Below are 24,164 nucleotides of genomic sequence, written 5' to 3'. Positions count from 1 at the left end.
TCTTGTCAGAGGTTGGTACTACAGAGTACCGTATCGGGAAAGGTTTTGGTACACCGCGGTACCACCCCGGTTTTCGGGGAAGATGATGGGGAGCAGCCGCCATGAGCGAAGTCGTCACCGCCCCCGCGGCCTCCGTCGCCGTCAGGCTGCCCCCGGCGGCTCGACTACCAAAGCTGTTGCAAGGTCTGGGCTTTGCGGTTTCGCGGCGGGGAATGATGCAACGCCTGGCCCGCCGGTACGGCGACGTTTTCGCGCTGAACCTGCCGATGTACGGCGAGGTCGTGGTGGTCGCCGACCCGCAACTGGCCAAGCAGATCTTCACCACCAGCCCCGACGAGCTGGGCAACATCCAGCCCAACCTGAGCCGGCTGTTCGGCTCGGGTTCGGTGTTCGCGCTCGATGGCGAAGACCACCGCCGGCGCCGCCGATTGTTGGCGCCGCCGTTCCACGGCAAGGGCATGAAGAAATACGAGTCGATCATCGAAGAAGAGACCCTTCGGGAGACCGCCGGCTGGCCGGAGGGCCAGGTGTTCCCGACGCTACCGTCGATGATGCGCATCACGCTCAACGCCATCCTGCGCGCGGTCTTCGGGGCCGAAGGCGCCGAGCTCGACGAGCTGCGCCGACTCATCCCGCCGTGGGTCACGCTGGGCTCCCGGATGGCGACGATGCCCAAACCCCGGCGCAATTACGGGCGCTTCACCCCATGGGGGCGCCTGGACGAGTGGCGCCGACGGTACGACGCCGTCATCGACAGGCTGATCGAAGCCGAGCGGGCCGACCCGAACTTCGACGAGCGCAGCGACGTGCTCGCGCTGATGCTGCGCAGCACCTACGACGACGGTTCGGTGATGTCGCGCAAGGACATTGGCGACGAACTGCTCACGCTGCTGGCCGCCGGTCATGAAACGACGGCGTCCACGCTGGGCTGGGCATTCGAGCGCCTGACCCGGCACCCGGACGTGCTGGCCGCTTTGGCCGAAGAGGCCGACGGCGACGGACAGGAGTTGCGTCAGGCGACCATCCTGGAAGTCCAGCGGGTGCGGACGGTGATCGATTTCGCCGCCCGGCGCGTGTACCCCCCGCGTTATCAGCTCGGGGAGTGGGTCATTCCCGGCGGCAAGTCGATCCTGGTGAGCATCGCGCAGATTCACGAAAACCCCGACGTCTTCGGAGATCCGGCGCGCTTCGACCCGCAACGGTACGTCGGGGGCAAGCCGTCGGCGTTCGCGTGGATCCCGTTTGGCGGTGGCACCCGCCGCTGCGTGGGAGCGGCGTTCGCCAACATGGAGATGGATGTCGTGCTGCGAACGGTGTTGCGGCACTTCACTATCGAGACCACGTCTGAGCCCGGGGAGCGGTGGCACGGCCGTGGCGTTGCCTACACGCCGAAAGACGGTGGCCGCATCGTGGTGCGCCGGCGCTGAGCCGGTTGCGCCTACTGGTCCGCGGTGGCCCGCCGCGGCAGTTTCCAGCCCGGGCGGATGTAGTGGCAGGTGTACCCGTTCGGGTAGTGCTGCAGGTAGTCCTGGTGTTCGGGCTCGGCCTCCCAGAAATCACCGGCCGGGCTGACCTCGGTCACGACCTTGCCGGGCCACAACCCGGACGCGTCGACATCGGCGATGGTGTCCAGCGCGATGCGCTTCTGCTCCTCGTCGAGGTAGAAGATGGCCGACCGGTAACTGGGTCCACGGTCGTTGCCCTGTCGGTCCTTCGTCGTCGGATCGTGGATCTGGAAGAAGAACTCCAGCATGGTGCGGTAGTCGGTGACCGCCGGGTCGTAGACGATCTCGATGGCCTCGGCGTGCGTCCCGTGGTTGCGGTAGGTCGCATTGGGGACGTCGCCGCCGGTGTAACCGACCCGCGTCGACACCACGCCCGGCTGTTTGCGGATGAGTTCTTGCATCCCCCAGAAACAGCCGCCGGCAAGTATCGCTTTTTCGGTTGCCATTGCTCATCCTCCTAACCAGCCACGATGTCGCCCAGGCTACACTCCGCCGATGAGCCGCAACGTCGCGACGATTTTCCGAAGTGCCGCAGCATGACGACTCCTACGTTCTCCCGCAGCGAACTGTCCGCCGCCTTCGAGAAGTTCGAGCAGACGGTGGCCCGGGCCGCCGAAACGCACGACTGGGACGCCTGGGTCGAGCAGTACACCCCCGACGTCGAGTACATCGAGCACGCGGCCGGCACCATGCATGGCCGCGACGAGGTCCACCAGTGGATCAAGCGGACGATGACAACGTATCCCGGCAGCCACATGGTGGCGTTCCCCTCGTTGTGGTCCGTCATCGACGAGCCCACCGGCCGGATCATCTGCGAACTGGACAACCCCATGCGCGACCCGGGCGACGGGAGTGTCATCAGCGCGACCAACATCTCCATCGTCACGTACGCGGGGGACGGCCTGTGGCGCCGCCAGGAAGACATCTATAACCCGCTGCGCTTCCTGCGGGCCGGGATGAAGTGGTGCCGTAAGGCCAAAGCGCTGGGCACGCTCGACGAGGACGCCGCGCGGTGGATGCGGGAGAACGGAGGGGCCAGTTGAGCACCAGACCCAAACTCGTCATCGGCGCCAACGGCTTTCTCGGTTCGCATGTGACCCGCCAGCTCGTGGCCGACGGGTTCGGAGTGCGGGCGATGGTGCGCCCGAACGCCAACACCCGCTCCATCGACGACCTCGAGCTGACCCGGTTCCACGGGGACGTGTTCGACGACGCCACGCTGCGGGAGGCGATGGACGGCGTGGACGACGTCTATTACTGCGTCGTCGACACCCGCGCATGGTTGCGCGACCCGACGCCGCTGTTCCGTACCAATGTCGAAGGCCTGCACCACGTTCTCGACGTCGCCGTCGACCAACCCGACCTGCGCAGGTTCATCTTCACGAGCACCTACGCGACGGTGGGCCGACGACACGGCCACGTGGCGACCGAGGACGACGTGATCCGGTCCCGCCGGCTGACTCCCTACGTCCAATCACGGTTGGAGGCCGAGAATCTGGTGCTGCGGTACGTGGCCGAGGCCGGCTTGCCCGCCGTCGCGATGTGCGTGTCGACGACCTACGGCAGCGGCGACTGGGGCGGCACTCCGCACGGCGCGTTCATCGCCGGCGCGGTATTCGGCAAGCTGCCCTTCGGAATGAACGGCATTGCGCTGGAAGCTGTGGGCGTCGACGATGCGGCGCGGGCCATGATCCTGGCGGCCGAGCGCGGGCGCATCGGCGAGCGATACCTGATCTCCGAGCGGATGATCGCATTGAACGACGTGGTCCGCATCGCGGCCGACGAGGCCGGAGTGCCGCCGCCGCGGCGCTCGATTTCCGTCCCGATGCTCTATGCCCTGGCCGCGGCCGGCACGCTCAAGGCGCGGCTCACCGGCAAGGACGCCGAACTCAGCCTGGCCTCCGTGCGGATGATGCGCGCCGAAGCCGACGTGGACTGCAGCAAGGCGAAACGGGAACTGGGCTGGCAACCGCGCCCGGTCGAGCAATCGATCCGCGAGGCGGCGCGGTTCTGGGCCGCCATGCGCGCCCCGCGAACGGCCAGCCCGGCAGCCTCGCCCGAATAGGCCCGATCGTGGACCGGACACGCGTCGATCTCAACGGGCCGCCGCAGACCATGCTGGCGACGCTGTACGCCAAGGCTGTGGACGCCGACCTGCCGAACCCGGTCCTGGGCGACCGTTATGCCAAGGAGGTCGTCGATCGGATCGAATACGACTGGGCGCAGACCACTATCACCGCCCGCAATTCGTCGTCGGTGACGACCCGCACCGCGCACTTCGACATCTGGGTCCGCCAATTCCTTGACGCGCATCCGAGCGCTGTCGTCCTGCACATCGGGTGCGGGCTGGACGGCCGATATTTCCGGCTCCGACCGAGCCCGCAAGTCCAGTGGTACGACGTTGACTACCCGGACGTCGCCGAACTGCGCACCCGGCTCTATCCGGCCGCCGAGCACTGCCACGTCGTCGCCGCGTCGGTAACCGATCCGGCGTGGCTGACGGAGATACCCACCGGCCGGCCCACGCTGATGATCGCCGAGGGCCTGACCATGTATCTGGGCGGACAGGACGGCATCGCGCTGCTGCGGCGGGTCGTCGATCGCTTCGACCGCGGGGAATTGCAATTCGACGCGTTCAATCGGATGGGAATCAAGGCGCAGTGGATGAATGCGGTGGTGCGCCGGTCCGGATCGAAGTTGAGTTGGGGCATCGACGGGCCGGGTGACATCCTCCCGGCGGTGCCCGGCACCCGACTGCTGTCCTGGGTTCGGTGGTTTGAATCTGACACCTTCGAGCGACTGCCGCGCGCCTACCGGGCGATGGGCCGGGCGATGTCGCTGCTGCCAGCCATGGCCAACCTGTCCCAATACCACCGCTACGCATTCGGGCCGGCTTGATCGGGAAGCCTCGGGACCCGGCTCGCGTTGCACAGCTCATCGGCGTCTAGGAGGAAACCATGAGCCACCCCGAAATCAAAGAGCCCAGCGCTGGCCACCCGATCACCATCGAGCCGACGAAGGGGCGGGTACAGGTTCGCGTCAACGGCGAGCTGGTAGCCGACACGACGGCCGCCCTGGAATTACGGGAAGCCAGTTTGCCTGCGGTGCAATACATTCCGATCAGTGACGTGGTGCAGGACCGCCTGACCCGCACGGACACCAGCACCTACTGCCCGTTTAAGGGTGAGGCCAGCTATTACAGCGTGACTGGCTCGGCCGGCGACACCGTCGAGGATGTCATCTGGACCTACGAGCAGCCCTATCCCGCGGTCGCGGCGATCGCCGGGCACGTCGCCTTCTACCCCAACAAGGCCGAAATCAGCGTGTCGGCGTCCTAGTAAGTCCACCCGGGAAGCGCGGCCTCGTGTGCCCGGGTGTCGCTGTACAAGCGCATCGAGACGATCAAGCCGTCGCGGGTGTCGAAGATGCAGACGAAGGGGCTGTCGTATTCGACGCCGCCGGTGGTGGTGCCGTTGGCATGCGCCTCGACGACGACCGTCTCTCCCTCGTTAACACATCGCACCAGGTCGATCGTCAGCTCGAGTTGCTGTTTGCGCCGCTCGATCGCCCGGCGGAACGTTTGCTTGTCGCACGCGGTGCGCGTGAACAGCGTCCAATAGGTGAAGTCGTCGCTGAGCAGCGCGAAGCCCTCGTCGAGGTCGCCCCCGTCGCTCGTACTCTGTAGGAACATCCAAGCCAGTTCGCCCTGTGGGTCATCGAACGGCGTCATCACATCGCAATATTGACTTGGCACATCGTTAACGGTCAATCGGAGAGTCGGTCGGTGGAGAGCGCGCGCACTGTCACCTTCCCCGGGGCGGTCAGCTACGGGTATACGTTGGCGCCGCTTCGCCGGGGGCCCGGGGACCCCTGTTTCCAGGTGTCCGGCGACGGCGCGATCTGGCGAACCAGCCTGCTGCCCACCGGACCCGTGACCGCCCGGATCAGCCGGGCCGCCGCCAACGCCGCTCACTGCGTCGCGTGGGGTGAGGGGGCGCCGGAGTTCTTGGAGGAGCTGCCCGCGCTTCTCGGCGTCGAGGACGATGCCTCGGATTTCACGCCCCACCACCCGACCGTCGCGGCCGCGCATCGTCGGGTCCCGCACCTGCGCCTGGGGCGCAGCGGCCGGGTGCTCGAGGCGCTGATCCCCGCGATCATCGAGCAGCGGGTGCCCGGCGCCGACGCGTTCCGGTCGTGGCGCCTGCTGGTGTCCAGGTACGGGTCGCCCGCCCCGGGGCCGGCGCCGGCCAGGATGCGGGTGCCGCCGTCGGCCGAGGCGTGGCGCTACATCCCGTCGTGGGAGTTCCATCGCGCCAATGTCGATCCCGGACGGGCGCGGACGGTGGTGACGTGCGCGCAGCGGGCCGCCTCCCTGGAACGGCTGGCATCCCGACCGGCCGCGCAGGCCCGCGCGGCGCTGACGTCGTTACCGGGCGTGGGCGAATGGACCGCCGCCGAGACGGCGCAACGGGCGTTCGGTGACGCCGATGCGCTCTCGGTGGGCGACTATCACATTCCGAAGATGATCGGCTGGACGCTGATCGGCCGCGCGGTCGACGACGCCGGCATGCTCGAGTTGCTCGAGCCCATGCGACCACACCGCCACCGGGTGGTCCGGCTGCTCGAGGTCAGCGGATTGGCCTACGAGCCGCGGCGGGGCGCCAGGCTGCCGGTGCAGCACATCAGCAATCTCTAAACGTGGCCATCGCCTCGTCGGCCGCGGGTTTTCAGCAATGCCCATCGGGTAACCAACCCCGAAGACGTGACCGTGTGCGAAACGGAGGAAATCGATGACACAGTTCACCATCCCGGGGCTCACCGACAAACAGGGAGTGCGGCTGACCGAACTGCTGCAAAAACAACTGAGCACCTACAACGATCTTCACCTGACGCTCAAACACGTGCACTGGAACGTGGTGGGGCCCAACTTCATTGGCGTGCACGAGATGATCGATCCGCAGGTGGACGCGGTCCGCGGGTTCGCCGATGACGTCGCGGAGCGCATCGCGGCCCTGGGCGGGTCGCCGCAGGGCACGCCGGGGGCCATCATCAAGGACCGCACCTGGGACGACTATTCGGTCGGCCGCGACACCGTCCAGGCCCATCTCGCGGCGCTCGACCTCGTCTACACCGGCGTCATCGAGGACACCCGCAAGTACATCGAGGAGACCGAGGAGCTCGACCCGGTCACGCAGGACCTGCTGATCGATCAGGCCGGCAACCTGGAGAAGTTCCAGTGGTTCGTGCGCGCGCATCTGGAGAGCGCGGGCGGGAAGTTGACCCACGAGGGCTCGACCACCGAGAAGGACGCGGCGAGTACCGCTCGCAGTTCGTAGCGGGGTGACAATCAGTTTTACTGCACGGGACCGTTTTTGGGCGCGAGGATGTTTATCCGGTCGCCTGCCGCGAGTCGTAACGTGGCGTCGGCGTCGACGAGCTGCCGGTTGCGCAGGACGGACACGGGCAGGTGGCCGGTCGGGAAGTCGATGTCGCCGAGCACCTGGCCGGCGGCCGACGAATCTCCGGCCAGCGTGTGCTCGATGATGCGGTAGCCGTCGAGTTCGCTGTGCGGGTCATGTTCCGGGGTCGAGGGTTGGGCGTCGGCCCAGTCCGCGGCCTGGTGGCCCGCCGAGACGTCGGGTGCCATGTCGGTGAAGGACGCCCCCACCGCGCGTAACACGTTCTGGTTGGTCAGCCAGCCCTGAACGGACCGGGCTTCGGTATCGATGACCGGCAGTCCATCGCGCCCGAATAGGACGAGCTGACGCAGGGCCTGAGCGAGGCTGTCATTCGCGAAGAGTGCCTGCGGTTCGCGGACGCGGGTGACGGGACCGAGCATGGCGGTCAGGTCGCCTCCGACGTTGCCGGTGGGACGGGTCAGATCCAGGGGAACAGCGAACCGGTGCATCGCGTCGGCTGCGGTGAGGTCGGCGAAGGCGTGGGCGGGTTTGGGTCGATCGATATCAATGCCACGGTGCAGCAGCTTGGTGGTGTAGATGGTGCCGTAGGAGACCCCGCGGGACACGGTGGTCCCGACGGCCACGGCCAGCATGACGGGGAGGGTCAAGGTGAAGTCTCCGGTCATCTCGACCGTGCTGGCCAGCGCCGTGAGCGGCGCCCTGGAGGCGGATGCGAACACTGCGCCCATGCCCACGATGGCGTAGAGGGCGGGATTTCCGACGGCCGTGCCGATGATGTGCTGAACGAACAACCCGAAAGCCATGCCGGAGGTGGCCCCCACAAACAGGGAAGGGGCGAACACCCCGCCCGACCCGCCGATACCGATGGTCAAGCTGCACGCCAGCATCTTGCCGGCGGCCAGGACGACCAGGAACCACAGCGCATAGTGCCCCGCGAAGGCGGCGTACATCACCGGGTAGCCGACCCCGTAGAGCTGCGGGACCGCCAGCAACAGCAGGCCGAGCGCGATCCCGCCGACCGCTGGCCGGGCCCAATCCGGGCGCCCGCGCCAGAGTCGGTCGCAGACATCCTCGGTCTTGTAGAGGACGTTCTTGAAGAAGACCCCAATGAGCCCGGCGATCGCCGCGAGGAGCGCGACCAAAAGGTAGTTGGCGATGTGGTCCAGCTCGATGCCGGCGGGCAACTGGGTGAGGAACGGGTCGGACCCGAAGAACACCCGGGCGACCACGTCGGCAACCATCGACGACAGCATGATGGTGAAGATCGCTTTGACGGACAGTTCCCGCAGGATCAGCTCGACGGCGAAAAACACCCCGGTGATGGGGGCATTGAAAGTGGCCGAGATGCCGCCCGCGGCGCCACACGCCACCAGCACCCGCAGCCGGTTTTCCGGCATCCGGACCCACTGACCGAAGCCGGATGCGAGCGCTGCGCCGATCTGCACGATGGGCCCCTCACGGCCAACTGAGCCGCCGGTGCCGATGCACAGCGCAGAGGCCAGCGCTTTCACCACAGTCACTTGGGGACGGATGCGACCACCGTTCTCCGCGACCGCGATCATGACTTCCGGGACGCCGTGACCGCGAGCCTCCCGGGCGAACCGCGAGATCAACGGTCCATACAGCAATCCCCCGACGACGGGGATGACCACGAAGAAGCCGGTTCCCAACCAGGGCAAATGGTCGCTGCCTACCCAACCGTCCTGGCCGAATTCGTCGTGCCCGGTGGCCAGCCAGGTGAACCCGTAGATCAGGTACCGGAACGCCACCGCGCCGATCCCTGCGCCAAGGCCGACGACGATTGCTACGCAAAAGAGACCGAGCCGGTTTGCCCGCAGCCAGCCGGCGAAGTGACCCGCGGCCCGGCAGCGGGTTGGGGTGGTCCGGAGGGGCTCGGCGGCCGTCGGTTTTTGCCCCATCCACGCATCCTTCCCCCGACGGCATCACTTTGCTTTGTCGACCATCCAACGATTGGGCGGCGCGGCCGACTCTTCCCTAGAGCAAATATTGCCCTACGCAATCATCTCTCGCCTGGGAGACGCCGGGGAATAACTGGACTGCGGTCCGGTTATACGGGTAGTTCCGATTCAGGGAGGTCACATGCCCGCCATAACCGCCAACACGCTGGCGTTGCCACGGGTCGGCCCCGCCGTCCCCGCCGACACCGAGCGCCCCGTCCGAACGATCACCACCGGGCCGCGCGGCTACGAAGGGGAGGGCTTTCCCGTTGTCCGGGCCTTCGCCGGGGTCGGCGCCGCCGCGCTTGACCCGTTCGTGCACATGGACCAAATGGGCGAGGTCGAGTACCAACCCGGTGAGCCGAGGGGCACCGACTGGCACCCGCACCGCGGCTTCGAGACAGTCACCTACATGATCGACGGCAAGTTCGCCCACCAGGACTCCCACGGCGGCGGCGGGCTGATCACCGACGGCGCCACGCAGTGGATGACCGCCGGTTCGGGGATCCTGCACATCGAAACGCCGCCCGCGGAACTGGTCGATAGCGGTGGCCTCTTCCATGGCGTCCAGCTCTGGGTGAACCTGCCGAAGCGGGACAAGTTCGCGCCCCCGCGCTATCAGGCCATCGAAGGTGGCGACGCGAAGCTGATCGCCTCCGACGACGGCGGGGCGCTGGTCCGCATCATCGCGGGCGAGGTCGACGGCCACCGGGGGCCCGGGATCACCCACACGCCAATCACTCTCGCGCACGCGACCATCGAAAACGGCGCAAGGCTGAACCTGCCGTGGCGGCGCGACTTCAACGCGCTCGTCTACGTGTTGTCCGGCAGCGGGTACGTCGGTCCGGTCGGTCATCCGATTCGGCAGGGCCAACTGGCCGTGCTCGGCCCCGGGGACCGCATCAGCGTGGGCGCCGACCAGGCCCAGGAATCGTCGCGCACGACCGCCATGGATGTGTTGCTGCTGGGCGGCCAACCCATTCGCGAGCCGGTATTCCACTATGGGCCTTTTGTGATGAACTCGCGGGCCGAATTGGTCGAGGCGGTGCAGGACTACCAGGCTGGGAAGTTCGGCAGCATTCCGCCAAATGCCCTGATGCCACACCATGGCAATGGCACACTTTAACGATGTCTTCAGGGGTGAGCCGCAGGCCTGGACGCCCCCCAGCCGCAAAAGCAGATGAAACGCGGCGGCGGATCATGCAGGCGGCTCGCCTTGTGTTCAGCGAGCGGGGATACGACGGGGCGACTTTCCAGGCCATCGCGGCCCGTGCCGACCTGACCCGGCCGGCGATCAACCACTACTTCTCCAGCAAGCGCGTCCTGTATCGGGAATTGTTGGAGCAAACCAATGAAGCCATCATCGGAACCGGGATCAAACAGGCCGAGCGGGAGACAACGCTGGTCGGGCAGCTGACCGCATTCATCTCCGCGGCGGTGCGCGCTAATTCCGAGAATCCCGCCGGGTCGGCGTTGATTATCTCCGGGGTGCTCGAGTCGCAGCGCCACCCGGAGTGGAAAACATCCGAAAACGACTCCGTGCGGATCTGCCGGGAATTCCTCGTTCGAATGGTGAACAACGCAGTGGAGCGCGGCGAGGTGCCCGCCGACGTGGATGCCTCGGCGTTGATCGAGGCACTGCTCGTGCTGATGTGCGGGGTTGGTCTGTACGCGGGCTTCGTTCAAAGTCCCGACGACATGCTGTCCATCACCGGAATGATGCGGCGGCTCCTCGAGGGAGCGTTCCGCCGGTCCAGCGCCTAGACAGCGCGGCCGGCAGTGAAGTTGCACACAAAGCGCATAGGCTAGCTAACTTATCCCGGTAACATGATCAGGTCATGACTGATCTGGACGAGTCGTTACCGCCTTCCCTGAGATCCGCCGGCGACAGCTGGGCCATCACCGAACTCGTCGGTGCCACCGCGCTGGGCGTCGCGGCATCGCGCGCGGCGGAAACCGCCGGGACTGAGCCGCTGATCCGCGACGAGTTCGCGCGCATCTTGGTGTCGTCGGCCGGCCCGGCCTGGGAACAGCTCACCGATCCCGAGTTGGCCTGGCTGGACGGCGATGAGGATGGCCGCCGCGCGCACCGCGTCGGCATCGACTACCAGGCCGTGCGCACGCACTTCTTCGACGAGTACTTCGACGAGGCCGCGCGGGCCGGGATCCGGCAGGTGGTCATTCTGGCTGCGGGACTGGACTCGCGGGCCTACCGCCTGCACTGGCCGGACGGGACCGCCGTTTACGAGATCGACCAGCCCAAGGTGCTGGAGTACAAGACCGGAGTACTGCAGCGGCACGGCGCCAGCCCCACCGCCAGTCGCCGCGCGGTTCCCGTCGACCTGCGTGACGACTGGCCGGCAGCGTTGGCCGCGGCGGGATTCGACCGCGCCCAACCGACGGCCTGGCTGGCCGAGGGCCTGCTCCCGTACCTGCCGAGCGACGCGCAAGACCGCCTGTTCGAAAAGTTCACCGCCCTGAGCGCCCCGGGCAGCCAGGTCGCCATCGAGGCGTTCGGCCTGAACAAGCGCAGCAATTCGCAGCGCTGGCTTCGGATGCGCGAGCGGCTCGGCCTCGACGTCAACGTCCAGGCGCTGACCTATCACGAGCCGGACCGTTCGGACGCGGCCCAATGGCTCACCGATCACGGCTGGCAAGTGCAGAGCGTGGACAACCGTGAGGAAATGGCCCGGCTGGGCCGTCCGGTACCCGAAGACCTGGCCGACGACGCGGTGCGCAGCATCCTGCTGCGGGCACGTCTCGGCGGCCCGTCCGCCTGACCTTTCGCCGCCAAGGACCTGAGGAGCAACCCGATGAGTTCACTGCGCACGCATGACGACACGTGGGACATCAAGACCAGTGTCGGCAGCACCGCGGTTATGGTGGCCGCCGCCCGCGCCATCGAAACCGAGCAGCCCGACCCGCTGATCCGCGACCCGTACGCCCGGTTGCTGGTCGACAACGCCGGTGCCGCGGTCCTGTGGGAGGCCATGCTGGACGCGGAGGTGGTGGCCAAGATCGAGGCCATCGACGAAGAAGCCGCCGCGCGTATCAAGCACATGCGCGGTTACCAGGCGGTGCGGACCCACTTCTTCGACTCCTACTTCGCCGACGCCGTCGCCGCCGGGATCCGGCAAGTGGTGATCCTCGCGTCGGGGCTGGACTCCCGGGCCTACCGGCTGGACTGGCCGGCCGGCACCGTCGTCTACGAGATCGACCAGCCGCAGGTGCTGGAGTACAAATCGGCCACGCTGGCCGATAGCGGCGCTACCCCATCCGCCGAGCGCCGTGAGGTCGCCATCGACCTGCGTGACGACTGGCCCGCGGCGCTACGCGCCGCCGGCTTCGACCCGGCCAAGCCGACCGCCTGGCTTGCCGAGGGATTGCTGATGTACCTGCCCGCTGAAGCCCAGGACAAACTGTTCACCCAGATCGGCGAGCTGAGCCGGGCCGGCAGCCGCGTCTCGGCCGAGACCGCACCCATGCACGCCGAGGAGCGTCGCCAGAAGATGCGGGAGCGACTCAAGAAGGTTGCCGCCGAGCTGGGCTTGGAGGAGACCGTCGACGTCGCCGAGCTGATGTATCGCGACGAGCACCGTGCGGACCTCGCCGAATGGCTCAACGAACACGGCTGGCGCGCCACGGCGCAGAATTCGATCGACGAGATGCAACGCCTCAACCGCAGGGTGCAAAGCGTCGAGCTGGACGACGACAAGGACTCCTTCTCCGACTTCGTGGTCGCCGAGAGGCTGTAATGCCGCGCTCGCTGGACGATTCCTGGGACATCGCCACCAGCGTCGGCGCGACCGCGGTGATGTTCGCCCTCGCCCGCATGGCCGAGACCGCCAGCGACGAGCCGCTCATCCGGACTTTGCGGACTGGTTCACCACGCACGGCTGTAGCACCGGGGTGGTCGACGGGCACGAACAGGCGCTCCGGCTGAGACGGATGCCGTTTGTCGTCACCTATGTGACCGCTGCCAAACCCTGACCGGGCCCAGCCAGATCCTTTCTACTGCTCTCCCACCGGATGGTTAGGATCGCGTTTATCACCCACGAGCGCTTATGCGACGAGCAGCGGGGCGCGCCAGGGATGACCGAAGCAGGGGAAGGACAACGATGACCACCGAATCGGTTACACCCAAGACATCAGCCACCAACGGCGCGCCGACCGCTCAGCAAGTAGACGTCCCGGCCACGGTGGCCCGGCTCCGCAAGACTTTCGCCACTGGGCGCACCCGCGACATCGAGTGGCGCAAGCGGCAGCTGCTGCGGCTGGCGAAGCTGATGGAAGAGAACGAGGCGGCCATCGCCGACGCTCTCGCCAAGGACCTGGACCGCAGCCCGTTCGAGGCGTTCATCGCCGACATCGCGACCACCGCCGGCGAGGCCAAGTTCGCGGCTAAGCGGGTGCGCAGGTGGACGCGCCGCCGCTACCAGCTGCTCGAGGTCCCGCAGCTGCCCGGCCGTGGCTGGATCGAATACGAGCCCTACGGCACTGTGCTGATCATCGGCGCGTGGAATTACCCGTTCTACCTGACCCTGGGCCCCGCCGTCGGCGCGATCGCCGCCGGCAACGCCGTCATCCTCAAGCCCTCGGAGATCGCCGCGGCGTCCGCGCACTTGATGGCCGAACTGGTGCCCAAGTACCTCGACAACGACGCGATCGCCGTGGTCGAGGGCGACGGCTCGGTCAGCCAGGAGCTGATCGGGCAGGGCCTCGACCGACTGTTGTTCACCGGCGGCACCGAGATCGGCCGCAAGGTGTACGAGGGCGCCGCACCGCACCTGACCCCGTGCACGCTGGAGCTCGGCGGTAAGAGCCCGGTGATCGTCGCGGCCGACGCCGACGTGGATGTCGCCGCCAAGCGGATCGCCTGGATGAAGTTGCTGAACGCGGGCCAGACCTGCGTCGCCCCGGATTATGTGTTGGCGGACATCAAGATTCGCGATGAGCTGGTGAGCAAGATCGCCGCCGCCATCACCAAGTTCACGGCGGACAAACCCAACGGGATGCGGCTGGTCAACCAGCGTCAGTTCGACCGGATCAGCGGTTACCTGGCCAGCGGGGACGGCAACGTGGCGGTCGGCGGGGGCTGTGACGCATCGAGCCTGCGCATCCAGCCCGCCGTGGTGGTCGACCCCGACCCGAACGGCCCGCTGATGCAGAACGAGATCTTCGGACCGGTGCTGCCGGTGGTGACCGTCCAATCCCTGGACGAGGCAATACGTTTCGTCAACGCACGGCCCAAGCCGCTGTCCGCTTATCTGTTCACCAAGACGCGGGAGACCCGCGAGCGGGTGATCAAGGAAGTGCCGGCCGGCGGCATGCTGGTCAACCACCTGGCCTTCCAGGTCTCGACGGCCAAGTTGCCGTTCGGTGGGGTCGGCGCTTCGGGCATGGGCGCCTATCACGGCCGGTACGGCTTCGAGGAGTTCAGCCACCGCAAGTCGGTGCTGACCAAGCCGACGCGGCCCGACCTGTCGAGCTTCATCTACCCGCCGTACACCGAGCGCGCCATGAAGATGGCCCGCAGAATGTTCTGACATTGCTCCAAATCCCTTATTAGAAACTGATTTTCACCATAGAGAGGAAGCTAATGCCCGGAGTGCAGGATCGTGTCATCGTCGTCACCGGAGCCGGTGGGGGATTGGGCCGTGAATACGCCCTGACCCTGGCCGCCGAAGGCGCCAGCGTCATCGTGAACGACCTCGGCGGCGCGCGCGACGGCACCGGCGCGGGCCACAACATGGCCGACGAGGTGGTCAAGGAAATCCGGGACGCGGGTGGGCGCGCGGCCGCCAACTACGACAGCGTCGCCGACCCCGACGGCGCCGCCAACATCATCAAGACGGCGCTCGACGAGTTCGGCGCCATCCACGGTGTGGTGAGCAACGCCGGCATCCTGCGCGACGGCACCTTCCACAAGATGACTTACGAGAACTGGGACGCCGTGCTCAAGGTGCACCTGTATGGCGGGTACAACGTGCTGCGGGCCGCCTGGCCGCATTTCCGGGAGCAGAGCTACGGCCGGGTGGTCGTCGCCACCTCTACCAGCGGTCTGTTCGGCAACTTCGGTCAGACCAACTACGGGGCGGCCAAGCTGGGCCTGGTCGGCATGATCAACACGCTGGCCCAGGAGGGCGCGAAGTACAACATTCACGCCAACGCCGTCGCGCCGATCGCGGCCACCCGGATGACCGAGGACATCATGCCCAAGGAGGTGCTCGAGAAGCTGACACCCGAGTATGTCGCGCCGGTGGTGGCTTACCTGTGCACCGAGGAAAACCCCAACACCGCTTCGGTTTTCGTCGTCGGCGGAGGCAAGGTGCAACGGGTGGCGCTGTTCCAGAACGAGGGCGCCAACTTCGACAAGCCGCCGTCAGTGGAGGACGTCGCCGCGCACTGGTCGGAGATCGACGACCTCTCCGCGGCCAAGCAGGCCAGCTTCAAGCTCGGTTAGACCAGAAGGTGGTCACGCAGGCGGTCTACGTCCGCCTGCGTGACGCCTGCATCGAGCAGGTAGGCGTCCAGCGAGCCGAACCGCGCGTCGATCGTCTCGCGCGCGGCAGCCAGGTATTCCGGACGCACGCCGAGCACACCGTCGGACAGTCGCGCCTTGGTGAACGTGACGACCTCCGGGGTGAGTTCGACATCGGAGCGATGTTGGATCATCTCGTAGATGTGCTCTCGCAGTTGGGGGACCGCGGCGTTGCTGCGCAGGTAGTCGGCGACAATGGTGTCGCGGTCGATGCCGACCGTCTCCAGCACCGTGGCGATCACGAAGCCGGTGCGGTCCTTGCCCGCAAAGCAGTGGGTGAGCACCGAACGCCCGGCCGCCAGCAACGAAAAGACTTGCCGCACAGCGCGTTGCGCTCCGTTGCGAAACGGGAATTGCCGGTATTCGTCGGTCATGTGGCGGACGGCGGCCTCGTTGACGGCCTCGTCGGATTGGTCGGGATCACCCTCGAACAGCCGCCGGAACGCGGTTTCGTGCGGAGCCTCGTCGCCGTCGCTCTGCTCCTCGTCGCCGAGGTCGGGAAGTGGCAGTAGGTGGACGTCGACGCCGTCGGGAACCAGTCCGGGGCCGCGGCGGGCGACTTCCCTGGCGGCGCGCAGATCGGCGACATCGGTGATACCCAACTCGCGCAGCGTCGCGCGGCCCGCGTCGTCGAGACGGCTCAGCTCACCGGAGCGGAACAGCCGGCCGGGCCGAAGCCCGGGCGTCTCGTCGGCGACGTCGCGAAAGTTCCACGCGCCGGACAGCTCTCGCAATGTTTCAGTCATGCGAGGTGACCGCCGCGGCGAGCGGAGATTTCTCCCGGCCGAGTTCGGCGCGCGCGATGGTCCGCATGTGCACCTCGTCGGGGCCGTCGAACAGGCGCATGGCCCGGTGCCAGCCGTAGGAGCGGGCCAGCACGGTGTCCTCACTGACGCCGGCGGCGCCGTGCACCTGGATGGCGCGGTCGATCACGTCGCAGGCCACCTGGGGAGCTACCGCCTTGATCTGCGAGACGAGCGTGTGGGCGGCCTTGTTGCCGTGCTGGTCGATGGTCCACGCCGCCTTGTGGCACAGCAGCCGGGCCTGGTCGATCTCGTTGCGCGACTTGGCGATCGCCTCCCGCACCACGCCCTGCTCGGCCAGCGGGCGGCCGAAGGCCACCCGCTTGTTGGCCCGATCCACCATCAGGGCCAGCGCGCGTTCCGCGCCACCGAGGGCGCGCATGCAGTGGTGGATGCGGCCCGGTCCGAGCCGGGCCTGGGCGATCGCGAAGCCGCCGCCCTCCTCGCCGAGCAGGTTGGTGGCCGGCACTCGGACGTTGTCGTAGATGATCTCGCAGTGCCCGGGCTGGTCTTGGTAACCGAAAACGGTTGTCGAGCGGACCACGGTCACGCCCGGGGTGTCGATGGGCACCAGCACCATCGACTGCTGCTGATGGCTGGCCGCCTCGGGGTTGGTGCGGCCCATCACGATCAGGATCTTGCAGCGCGGATCCGACGCGCCGGACGTCCACCACTTGCGACCGTTGATCACGTAGTCGCCGCCGTCGCGGACGATGGAAGTCTCGATGTTGCGGGCGTCGCTGCTGGCGACCGCGGGCTCGGTCATCGAGAAGCCGCTGCGGATTTCGCCGGCCAGCAACGGCTCCAGCCACCGTTTGCGCTGCTCCTCGGTGGCGAACAGGTGCAGCGTTTCCATATTGCCCGTGTCGGGCGCCGCGCAGTTGAGCGACTCGGGCGCGATCTCCAGGCTCCAGCCGGTGAGCTCGGCCAGCGGCGCGTATTCGAGGTTGGTCAGGCCCGACTCGGCCGGCAGGAACAGGTTCCACAGCCCGGCCGCTTTGGCCTTGGTCTTGAGTTCCTCGATGATCGGCGGGACCGTGTGATCGTTAGGGCCGGCCTCGTGCCGGTACTTCTCGTAGTCGGCCTCGGCCGGGAAGACGTACTCGGTCATGAAGTCGGACAGCCGCTTGTGGTAATCGATTGCTTTGGCCGACATCGCGAAGTCCATGACCGCCACGATAGGACACCTGCCGCACGACCCGCCGAGCAGACGCAAAGTCGCATGCCGCCGTACGGATTAGTGCGACTTTGTGTCTGTTCGCGGTAGACATGGCGCCATGACCGAATCCCGTCCGCCCTTCCCCCCGTTCACCTACGAGACGGCGCTGCAGAAGGTGCAGGCCGCCGAGGACGCCTGGAACACCCGCGACCCGCGCCAGGTCAGCCTGGCCTACACGCCGGATTCGCAGTGGCGCAACCGCGACGAACACGTCGTCGGCCGCGACGCGATCGTGGCGTTTCTGACCCGCAAGTGGCAGCGCGAGCTGGACTACGTGCTGCGAAAAAGCTTGTGGGACTTCCATGACAACCGCATCGCCGTGCGGTTCCAATACGAATGTCACGACGCGAGCGGCCAGTGGTACCGCAGCTACGGCAACGAGTTGTGGGAGTTCGCCCCGTCCGGGTTGATGGCGCGCCGCGAGGCCAGCATCAATGACGTGCGCATCGACGAGTCCGAGCGCCGCTACTTCGGGCCGCGGCCTTCCGCCGAGCACGGCGTCGACATCCCGCTCTGGTAACGGGCCGGCCACAACGCACTCGAGTGAGTCCACAACACGGCGGGCGGTACTGCGTGTGCCGCGGGTAACGAACCATCGACGGGAGTCGATTGGCCGCTGGGGGGTATCCCACCCCGGTCGATCGCACGTCCGGGCCGAAAACCGGCAAGCGTTAAGGTAGCGAAGCGTGCGGCCAGCCAGCGGCACATCCAATCGGCAGGAAACGGGAAAGCAGATGTACGCGCCATGACAGATGCGCAGACGACGGTAGGGGTGGTCGCCGAGTCCGGGGCCGACGAGCGACGGGTCGCGCTGGTTCCCAAGGCGGTGGCGTCGCTGATCAGCAGTGGTGTGGCGGTAGTGGTCGAGTCGGGTGCCGGCGAAAAGGCGTTGCTTCCCGACCAGCTCTACACCGAGGCGGGCGCGGGCATCGGCGACGCCTGGGCCGCCGACATCGTCGTGAAGGTGGCGCCGCCGACCAAAGAAGAGGTCGGCAGGCTGCGCCGCGGGCAGACATTGATCGGGTTCCTGGCGCCGCGCAACGCCGACAACTCCATCGGTGCGCTCACCGAGGCCGGGGTGCAAGCGTTCGCGCTCGAGGCCATTCCGCGGATCTCGCGAGCCCAGGTCATGGACGCCCTGTCGTCGCAGGCCAACGTGGCCGGTTATAAGGCCGTCCTGCTGGCGGCGTCGGAGTCGACCCGGTTCTTCCCCATGCTGACCACGGCGGCGGGCACCGTGAAGCCGGCGAGCGTGCTGGTGCTCGGCGTTGGGGTGGCTGGACTGCAAGCGTTGGCGACGGCCAAGCGGCTGGGCGCGCGGACTTCCGGTTACGACGTGCGCCCGGAGGTGGCCGACCAGGTTCGTTCCGTGGGCGCCCAATGGCTCGACATCGGCATCGACGCGGCCGGTGAGGGCGGGTACGCCCGCGAGCTCACCGAGTCCGAACGCGCCCAGCAGCAGGAGTCGCTGGAGAAGGCGATCGCCGGGTTCGACGTCGTGATCACCACCGCGCTGGTCCCGGGGCGTCCCGCCCCGCGCCTGGTGACCGCCGCGGCGGTGGAGTCGATGAAGCCCGGCAGCGTCGTCGTCGACCTGGCCGGGGAGACCGGGGGCAACTGCGAACTCACCGAGCCGGGGAAGACGGTCGTCAAGCACGACGTGACCATCACTTCGCCGCTGAACCTGCCCGCGACGATGCCCGAGCACGCCAGTGAGCTCTACAGCAAGAACATCACGGCGTTGCTCGACCTGTTGATCACCGACGGCAAACTGGCCCCCGACTTCGACGACGAGGTCGTCGCGGCGTCCTGTGTCACGCGGGCCTGAGAGGACTACATGTACGACGAGTTATTGGCCAATCTGGCGATCCTGGTGCTGTCCGGGTTCGTCGGGTTCGCGGTCATCTCCAAGGTACCCAACACCCTGCACACCCCGCTGATGTCGGGGACCAATGCCATTCACGGCATCGTGGTGCTGGGCGCTCTGGTGGTCTTCGGCGAGGTTGAGCACCCCTCGCTGGCGGTGCAGATCATCTTGTTCGTCGCCGTGGTGTTCGGGACGCTGAACGTCATCGGCGGCTTCATCGTCACCGACCGGATGCTCGGGATGTTCAAGGGCAAGAAGAAGGCCGCACCCGTGAAGACCGAAGACCTGGCGGCGAAATGAACTACCTGGTCACCGTTCTCTACATCATTTCGTTCGCGCTCTTCATCTATGGCTTGATGGGCCTGACCGGGCCCAAGACCGCGGTGCGGGGCAACCTGATCGCCGCGGTCGGCATGGCAATCGCTGTGGCCGCGACACTGATCAAGATCCGGCACACCGAGTCCTGGGTGTTGATCATCGCCGGCCTGGTGGTGGGTGTGGTGCTCGGCGTCCCGCCGGCTCGGCTGACCAAGATGACCGCCATGCCGCAGCTGGTGGCGTTCTTCAACGGCGTGGGCGGCGGCACGGTCGCGCTCATCGCGCTGTCGGAATTCATTGAGACGAGCGGCTTTTCGGCCTTCCAGCATGGTGAGTCGCCGACGGTTCACATCGTGGTGGCGTCGCTGTTCGCCGCGATCATCGGCTCGATCTCGTTCTGGGGCTCGATCATCGCGTTCGGCAAGCTGCAGGAGATCATCTCGGGCTCACCGATCGGTTTCGGGAAGGCCCAGCAGCCGATCAACCTGCTGCTGCTGGCCGGCGCGGTGGCCGCCGCGGTGGTCATCGGCCTGGGTGCGCATCCCGGCGCCGGTGGGGTGTCGCTCTGGTGGATGGTCGGCCTGCTGGCCGCCGCGGGGGTGCTCGGCCTGATGGTGGTGCTGCCTATCGGCGGCGCCGACATGCCGGTGGTCATCTCGCTGCTCAACGCGATGACCGGGCTGTCGGCCGCCGCGGCCGGCCTGGCGCTGAACAACACCGCGATGATCGTGGCCGGCATGATCGTCGGCGCCTCGGGTTCGATCCTGACCAACCTGATGGCCAAGGCGATGAACCGTTCGATCCCGGCCATCGTCGCGGGCGGATTCGGCGGCGGAGGCGTGGCGCCCAGTGCCGACGGCGGCGGCGACAAGCACGTCAAGGCGACGTCGGCCGCCGATGCGGCGATTCAGATGGCCTACGCCAACCAGGTGATCGTGGTGCCGGGGTACGGCCTGGCGGTCGCACAGGCCCAGCACGCCGTCAAGGACATGGCGTCGCTGTTGGAGGGCAAGGGCGTGCCGGTCAAGTACGCGATCCACCCGGTCGCCGGCCGGATGCCCGGGCACATGAACGTGCTGCTGGCCGAGGCCGAGGTCGACTACGACGCGATGAAGGACATGGACGACATCAACGACGAGTTCGCCCGCACCGACGTCGCGATCGTCATCGGCGCCAACGACGTCACCAACCCGGCGGCGCGCAACGAACAATCCAGCCCGATCTACGGCATGCCGATCCTCAACGTGGACAAGGCCAAGTCGGTGATCGTGCTGAAGCGGTCGATGAACTCCGGGTTCGCGGGCATCGACAACCCGCTGTTCTACGCCGACGGGACGACGATGCTGTTCGGGGACGCGAAGAAATCGGTGACCGAGGTCGCCGAGGAACTCAAGGCGCTATAGCAATCGTGGTGATCGCAAGCGCCGCGGTGGGGGCACCTCCCGCTTGCGGGGGACTGGGCGCAGCGGGTCATCGCCAGGTGCTGTAGAGGCTAGACCGGCGGGTAGGCGGGCGGCGGGTAGCCGTTGCCGTCGACGACGCCGCGCAAACCCCACGGCACGTAGCGGAAGAAAAACTCGATCTCGTCGCTAGCGTCGTAGTCCGGGCTCGGATCCATGAGGCCACCCCTCCAGTCGCGACTTGAGCTTTGACAGCGAGTCTAGTCCCATCCCTATCGGGGCAACACCTGGCGTTTGCCTAAACTGTCCAACCAGTTGATTGATAATTGGCCTTGCCCGGCACCCCAAGTCCCGCCCGGCAGTGACGATAGCGAGGGCAGATGCCATCCGAGAACGGACTAACGCGACGCGAGGAGCTGCTGGCGGTCGCCACCAAGCTGTTTGCCGCGCGCGGCTACCACGGCACCCGGATGGACGACGTCGCCGACGTGATCGGCCTGAACAAGGCGACGGTCTACCACTACTACGCCAGCAAGTCGCTGATCCTGTACGACATCTACCAGCAGGCCGCCGAGGGCACGCTGGCCGCCGTCCACGACGATCCGTCCTGGACGGCCCGCGAGGCGCTCTACCAGTACACGGTCCGCCTGCTGACCGGCATCGCCGCCAATCCCGAGCGGGCCGCCGTCTACTTTCAGGAGGCGCCCTACATCGCGGAGTGGTTCACCGAGGAGCAGGTCGCCGCGGTCCGGGAGAAGGAGACCCAGGTCTACGAGCACGTTCACGGCCTCATCGACCGGGGGATCGCCAGCGGCGAGTTCTACCAGTGCGACTCGCACGTGCTGGCGCTCGGATACATCGGCATGACGCTCGGTGCCTACCGGTGGTTGCGGCCCAGTGGACGTCGCAGCGCCAAGGAGATCGCCGCGGAATTCAGCACGGCGCTGCTGCGCGGTCTGATCCGTGACGAAGCGATCCGCACGAGTTCCCCGCTCGGCCCGTAGTCCGACGGGGGGGCGACCCGTTTCGCCCGGCTGCGCCGCGCTCGCGGTCGCCCCTAGGCCCGCCCACCCTTCATGTGCTTGTCCAGAAAGGCGAGCCGGTCGGCGACGACACCGTCGGACGCCTCGTCGACGTAGATCGCGAAATGGCCCTCGGGACACAGCTTGACCTCACGGTGCGGAGGCGGTCGCGATCCAGTTCGCCGGTATGCGGCATAGAATTTATGGACTACTGTCTAGAAACGTTTGGAGCGCTCGAAGGACGGAGACTCTCATGGCGATCCGCGTCGCGCACGTCGGTACCGGAAACGTCGGAGGGTTGGCCCTCGCCGAGCTGATCACCAACCCGCAGTTCGAGCTGACGGGCGTGTGCGTGTCCACCCCGGAAAAGGTCGGCAGGGACGCCGGCGAACTCTGCGGTGTCGCCCTGGAACCGGGTGTGATCACCGGCGTCACGGCCGTCGCGGACCTCGACGCCCTGCTGGCCACCCAGCCCGAGTGCGTCGTCTACTGCGCGATGGGCGACACCCGGCTGCCCGAGGCGATGGCCGACGTCATACGCATCCTGGCCGCCGGCGTCAACGTCGTCGGCTCGTCGCCCGGGCTGCTGCAATACCCGTGGGGCGTGATGCCCGGCAAGTACATCGGCCGCGTCGAAGATGCTGCCAAACAAGGTAATTCGAGCATCTTCATCAGCGGCGTCGACCCGGGGTTCGCCAACGACCTGATCCCGTTCGCGCTCGCCGGGACCTGTCAGCGCATCGAGCAGGTGCGCTGCATGGAGATTCACGATTACGCGAGCTACGACGGCGCAGAAGTGATGCACTACATGGGATTTGCCCGTCCGATGGACGAGATCCCGATGCTGTTGCAACCGGGCATCCTCAGCATCGCCTGGGGTACCGCGATCCGCCAGCTGGCCGCCGGCCTGGGTATCGAGGTCGACGAGATCACCGAGTCCTACCAGCGCGAGCCGGCACCGGAGGATTTCGACATCGCGGTGGGCCGGGTTGCCAAGGGTACCGTGGCGGTGCTGCAGTTCGAGATCCGCGGCATGGTCAAGGGCCACCCCGCGATCGTCATCGAACACGTTACCCGGCTGCGGCCCGACCTGCGGCCGGACTTGCCTCAGCCCGCCGCGGGCGACGGCTCCTACCGAGTCGAGATCACCGGGGAGCCGTCGTACGCCGTCGACATCATCCCGAGCAGCCGCAAGGGCGACCATAACCACGCTGCGATCGCCGGTGCCGCGGGACGCATCGTCAACGCCATCCCCGCGGTCATCGCCGCACCGCCGGGCATTCGGACCACGCTCGACCTGCCTTTGGTCACCGGCAAAGGCCTTTACGCACCAACCACTTTGGTGAGCACCTAAATCGAAAGGAGTCCCTGTGGGACGGGTAGATGGCAAAGTTGCGCTGATCAGCGGGGGAGCGCGGGGGATGGGCGCCGAGCATGCGCGGCTCCTGGCGTCCGAGGGCGCCAAGGTGGTGATCGGCGACATCCTCGACGACGAGGGCAAGGCCGTGGCCGACGAGATCGGCGACGCGGTCCGCTACGTCCACCTCGACGTCACCCAGCCCGACCAGTGGGACGCCGCCGTCGAGACCGCGGTCAGCGAATTCGGCAAGCTGAACGTGTTGGTCAACAACGCCGGCACCGTCGCGCTCGGACCGCTGAAGAGTTTCGATCTAGCCAAGTGGCAGAAGGTGATTGACGTCAACCTGACCGGAACGTTCCTGGGCATGCGGGCGGCCGTCGAGCCGATGATCGCCGCGGGGGGCGGATCGATCATCAACGTGTCGTCCATCGAGGGCCTGCGCGGGGCGCCCATGGTGCACCCGTATGTCGCCTCCAAGTGGGGCGTGCGCGGGCTGGCGAAGTCCGCGGCTTTGGAGCTGGCGCCGCACAACATCCGCGTCAACTCGGTACACCCCGGCTTCATCCGCACCCCGATGACCCAGCACCTGCCGGAGGACATGGTGACGATTCCACTCGGTCGCCCCGCCGAGTCGCGGGAGGTGTCGACCTTCATCCTGTTCCTGGCCAGCGACGAATCGTCCTACTCCACGGGCAGCGAATTCGTCATGGACGGTGGGCTGGTGACCGACGTGCCGCACAAGGAGTTCTAG

The 24,164-nt window shown here is 67.0% G+C and carries 26 protein-coding genes and 1 pseudogene; 21 read left to right on the top strand and 6 right to left on the bottom strand.

Annotated features, from left to right (window positions below; all coding sequences use genetic code 11):
- The first annotated feature begins 101 nt into the window (after positions 1 to 101).
- The gene (locus A5695_RS05955; RefSeq protein ID WP_068079197.1) at positions 102 to 1,427 is read left to right on the top strand and encodes a cytochrome P450; all 1,326 of its coding nucleotides are present in this window, start codon (positions 102 to 104) and stop codon (positions 1,425 to 1,427) included.
- Between the two features lie 11 nt (positions 1,428 to 1,438).
- Here A5695_RS05955 and msrA read toward each other — a convergent pair whose 3' ends face one another.
- Positions 1,439 to 1,951, bottom strand: coding sequence for a peptide-methionine (S)-S-oxide reductase MsrA (gene msrA, locus A5695_RS05950; RefSeq protein WP_068079196.1), 513 nt, complete (start codon positions 1,949 to 1,951; stop codon positions 1,439 to 1,441).
- 90 nt (positions 1,952 to 2,041) lie between these two features.
- Between msrA and A5695_RS05945 the strand changes: the two genes are divergently transcribed.
- The 4 genes from A5695_RS05945 to A5695_RS05930 are packed head-to-tail and all read left to right on the top strand — an operon-like array spanning position 2,042 to position 4,843.
- Positions 2,042 to 2,548: a nuclear transport factor 2 family protein gene (locus A5695_RS05945; RefSeq protein WP_068079242.1), complete on the top strand. Its 507-nt coding sequence runs from the start codon at positions 2,042 to 2,044 to the stop codon at positions 2,546 to 2,548.
- A complete protein-coding gene (locus A5695_RS05940) occupies positions 2,545 to 3,570 on the top strand; it encodes an NAD-dependent epimerase/dehydratase family protein (protein WP_068079195.1) in 1,026 nt (341 codons plus the stop codon). The genes A5695_RS05945 and A5695_RS05940 overlap by 4 nt, the downstream gene beginning before the upstream one ends.
- 50 nt (positions 3,571 to 3,620) lie before the next feature.
- Positions 3,621 to 4,403, top strand: a complete 783-nt coding sequence (locus A5695_RS05935) for a class I SAM-dependent methyltransferase (RefSeq protein WP_068079241.1) — start codon at positions 3,621 to 3,623, stop codon at positions 4,401 to 4,403.
- Positions 4,404 to 4,462: 59 nt separating this feature from the next.
- A complete protein-coding gene (locus A5695_RS05930) occupies positions 4,463 to 4,843 on the top strand; it encodes a DUF427 domain-containing protein (RefSeq protein ID WP_068079194.1) in 381 nt (126 codons plus the stop codon).
- Here A5695_RS05930 and A5695_RS05925 read toward each other — a convergent pair.
- Positions 4,840 to 5,235, bottom strand: a complete 396-nt coding sequence (locus tag A5695_RS05925) for a nuclear transport factor 2 family protein (RefSeq protein WP_068079193.1) — start codon at positions 5,233 to 5,235, stop codon at positions 4,840 to 4,842. The genes A5695_RS05930 and A5695_RS05925 overlap by 4 nt on opposite strands.
- A 54-nt stretch (positions 5,236 to 5,289) precedes the next feature.
- Here A5695_RS05925 and A5695_RS05920 point away from each other — a divergent pair, with 54 nt between their 5' ends.
- Both A5695_RS05920 and A5695_RS05915 read left to right on the top strand, forming a co-directional pair.
- Positions 5,290 to 6,201, top strand: coding sequence for a DNA-3-methyladenine glycosylase (locus A5695_RS05920; protein WP_068079192.1), 912 nt, complete (start codon positions 5,290 to 5,292; stop codon positions 6,199 to 6,201).
- Between the two features lie 94 nt (positions 6,202 to 6,295).
- Positions 6,296 to 6,841, top strand: coding sequence for a Dps family protein (locus A5695_RS05915; protein WP_068079191.1), 546 nt, complete (start codon positions 6,296 to 6,298; stop codon positions 6,839 to 6,841).
- A 17-nt stretch (positions 6,842 to 6,858) separates the two neighbouring features.
- Here the strand turns inward: A5695_RS05915 and A5695_RS05910 are convergent, their stop codons facing one another.
- Positions 6,859 to 8,844, bottom strand: a complete 1,986-nt coding sequence (locus A5695_RS05910; protein ID WP_068079190.1) for a chloride channel protein — start codon at positions 8,842 to 8,844, stop codon at positions 6,859 to 6,861.
- Positions 8,845 to 9,025: 181 nt separating this feature from the next.
- Between A5695_RS05910 and A5695_RS05905 the strand changes: the two genes are divergently transcribed.
- From A5695_RS05905 to A5695_RS05875, 7 genes and pseudogenes are all read left to right on the top strand, one after another.
- Complete coding sequence (locus tag A5695_RS05905) at positions 9,026 to 10,009, top strand: pirin family protein (RefSeq protein WP_068079189.1); 984 nt, start codon at positions 9,026 to 9,028, stop codon at positions 10,007 to 10,009.
- Between the two features lie 2 nt (positions 10,010 to 10,011).
- A complete protein-coding gene (locus A5695_RS05900) occupies positions 10,012 to 10,647 on the top strand; it encodes a TetR/AcrR family transcriptional regulator (protein WP_068079188.1) in 636 nt (211 codons plus the stop codon).
- 74 nt (positions 10,648 to 10,721) lie between these two features.
- A complete protein-coding gene (locus tag A5695_RS05895) occupies positions 10,722 to 11,663 on the top strand; it encodes a class I SAM-dependent methyltransferase (RefSeq protein WP_068079187.1) in 942 nt (313 codons plus the stop codon).
- A gap of 33 nt (positions 11,664 to 11,696) precedes the next feature.
- Positions 11,697 to 12,638, top strand: coding sequence for a class I SAM-dependent methyltransferase (locus A5695_RS05890; protein WP_068079186.1), 942 nt, complete (start codon positions 11,697 to 11,699; stop codon positions 12,636 to 12,638).
- Positions 12,638 to 12,751, top strand: a pseudogene (locus A5695_RS28315) (SAM-dependent methyltransferase); the annotation flags it as partial. The gene A5695_RS05890 and the pseudogene A5695_RS28315, both read left to right, overlap by 1 nt.
- A 250-nt stretch (positions 12,752 to 13,001) precedes the next feature.
- Positions 13,002 to 14,429 carry an aldehyde dehydrogenase family protein gene (locus tag A5695_RS05880; protein ID WP_068079184.1) on the top strand — a complete coding sequence of 476 codons (1,428 nt, stop codon included), beginning with the start codon at positions 13,002 to 13,004 and terminating at the stop codon, positions 14,427 to 14,429.
- A gap of 53 nt (positions 14,430 to 14,482) precedes the next feature.
- A complete protein-coding gene (locus A5695_RS05875) occupies positions 14,483 to 15,346 on the top strand; it encodes an SDR family oxidoreductase (RefSeq protein WP_068079183.1) in 864 nt (287 codons plus the stop codon).
- Here the strand turns inward: A5695_RS05875 and A5695_RS05870 are convergent.
- Positions 15,343 to 16,170 (bottom strand): tyrosine-protein phosphatase, encoded by an 828-nt coding sequence (locus tag A5695_RS05870; RefSeq protein ID WP_068079182.1) that lies wholly within the window; start codon positions 16,168 to 16,170, stop codon positions 15,343 to 15,345. The two genes, A5695_RS05875 and A5695_RS05870, sit on opposite strands and share 4 nt — an antisense overlap.
- The gene (locus A5695_RS05865; protein WP_156749483.1) at positions 16,163 to 17,383 is read right to left on the bottom strand and encodes an acyl-CoA dehydrogenase family protein; all 1,221 of its coding nucleotides are present in this window, start codon (positions 17,381 to 17,383) and stop codon (positions 16,163 to 16,165) included. Before A5695_RS05865 ends, A5695_RS05870 begins: the two co-directional genes overlap by 8 nt.
- Positions 17,384 to 17,504: 121 nt before the next feature.
- Here A5695_RS05865 and A5695_RS05860 point away from each other — a divergent pair, with 121 nt between their 5' ends.
- From A5695_RS05860 to A5695_RS05845, 4 genes are all read left to right on the top strand, one after another.
- Complete coding sequence (locus A5695_RS05860; RefSeq protein WP_068079180.1) at positions 17,505 to 17,966, top strand: nuclear transport factor 2 family protein; 462 nt, start codon at positions 17,505 to 17,507, stop codon at positions 17,964 to 17,966.
- A gap of 225 nt (positions 17,967 to 18,191) precedes the next feature.
- Positions 18,192 to 19,274, top strand: coding sequence for a Re/Si-specific NAD(P)(+) transhydrogenase subunit alpha (locus A5695_RS05855; RefSeq protein WP_068079179.1), 1,083 nt, complete (start codon positions 18,192 to 18,194; stop codon positions 19,272 to 19,274).
- A gap of 9 nt (positions 19,275 to 19,283) precedes the next feature.
- Positions 19,284 to 19,613 (top strand): NAD(P) transhydrogenase subunit alpha, encoded by a 330-nt coding sequence (locus A5695_RS05850; RefSeq protein ID WP_066949393.1) that lies wholly within the window; start codon positions 19,284 to 19,286, stop codon positions 19,611 to 19,613.
- On the top strand, positions 19,610 to 21,034 hold the full coding sequence (locus A5695_RS05845) for an NAD(P)(+) transhydrogenase (Re/Si-specific) subunit beta (RefSeq protein ID WP_068079178.1): 1,425 nt from the start codon (positions 19,610 to 19,612) through the stop codon (positions 21,032 to 21,034). The genes A5695_RS05850 and A5695_RS05845 overlap by 4 nt, the downstream gene beginning before the upstream one ends.
- An 89-nt stretch (positions 21,035 to 21,123) precedes the next feature.
- On the opposite strand, the gene A5695_RS28310 is transcribed toward A5695_RS05845, so the two are convergent.
- Entirely contained in the window at positions 21,124 to 21,249 is a 126-nt protein-coding gene (locus A5695_RS28310) for a hypothetical protein (protein WP_007167223.1), read from the bottom strand.
- Between the two features lie 162 nt (positions 21,250 to 21,411).
- Between A5695_RS28310 and A5695_RS05840 the strand changes: the two genes are divergently transcribed.
- The 3 genes from A5695_RS05840 to A5695_RS05830 all read left to right on the top strand — a co-directional run bounded on the left by A5695_RS05840 (position 21,412) and on the right by A5695_RS05830 (position 24,164).
- Positions 21,412 to 22,035, top strand: coding sequence for a TetR/AcrR family transcriptional regulator (locus A5695_RS05840; protein ID WP_068043316.1), 624 nt, complete (start codon positions 21,412 to 21,414; stop codon positions 22,033 to 22,035).
- A gap of 271 nt (positions 22,036 to 22,306) precedes the next feature.
- Entirely contained in the window at positions 22,307 to 23,407 is a 1,101-nt protein-coding gene (locus tag A5695_RS05835) for a diacylglycerol kinase (protein WP_068079177.1), read from the top strand.
- Positions 23,408 to 23,423: 16 nt separating this feature from the next.
- Positions 23,424 to 24,164: a glucose 1-dehydrogenase gene (locus A5695_RS05830; RefSeq protein WP_068079176.1), complete on the top strand. Its 741-nt coding sequence runs from the start codon at positions 23,424 to 23,426 to the stop codon at positions 24,162 to 24,164.

The sequence above is a fragment of the Mycobacterium sp. E1747 genome (assembly GCF_001667775.1).
Classification (GTDB): domain Bacteria; phylum Actinomycetota; class Actinomycetes; order Mycobacteriales; family Mycobacteriaceae; genus Mycobacterium.
Note: the sequence above shows the minus strand (reverse complement) of the source record. Positions and strands in the feature narration are given on the sequence as shown.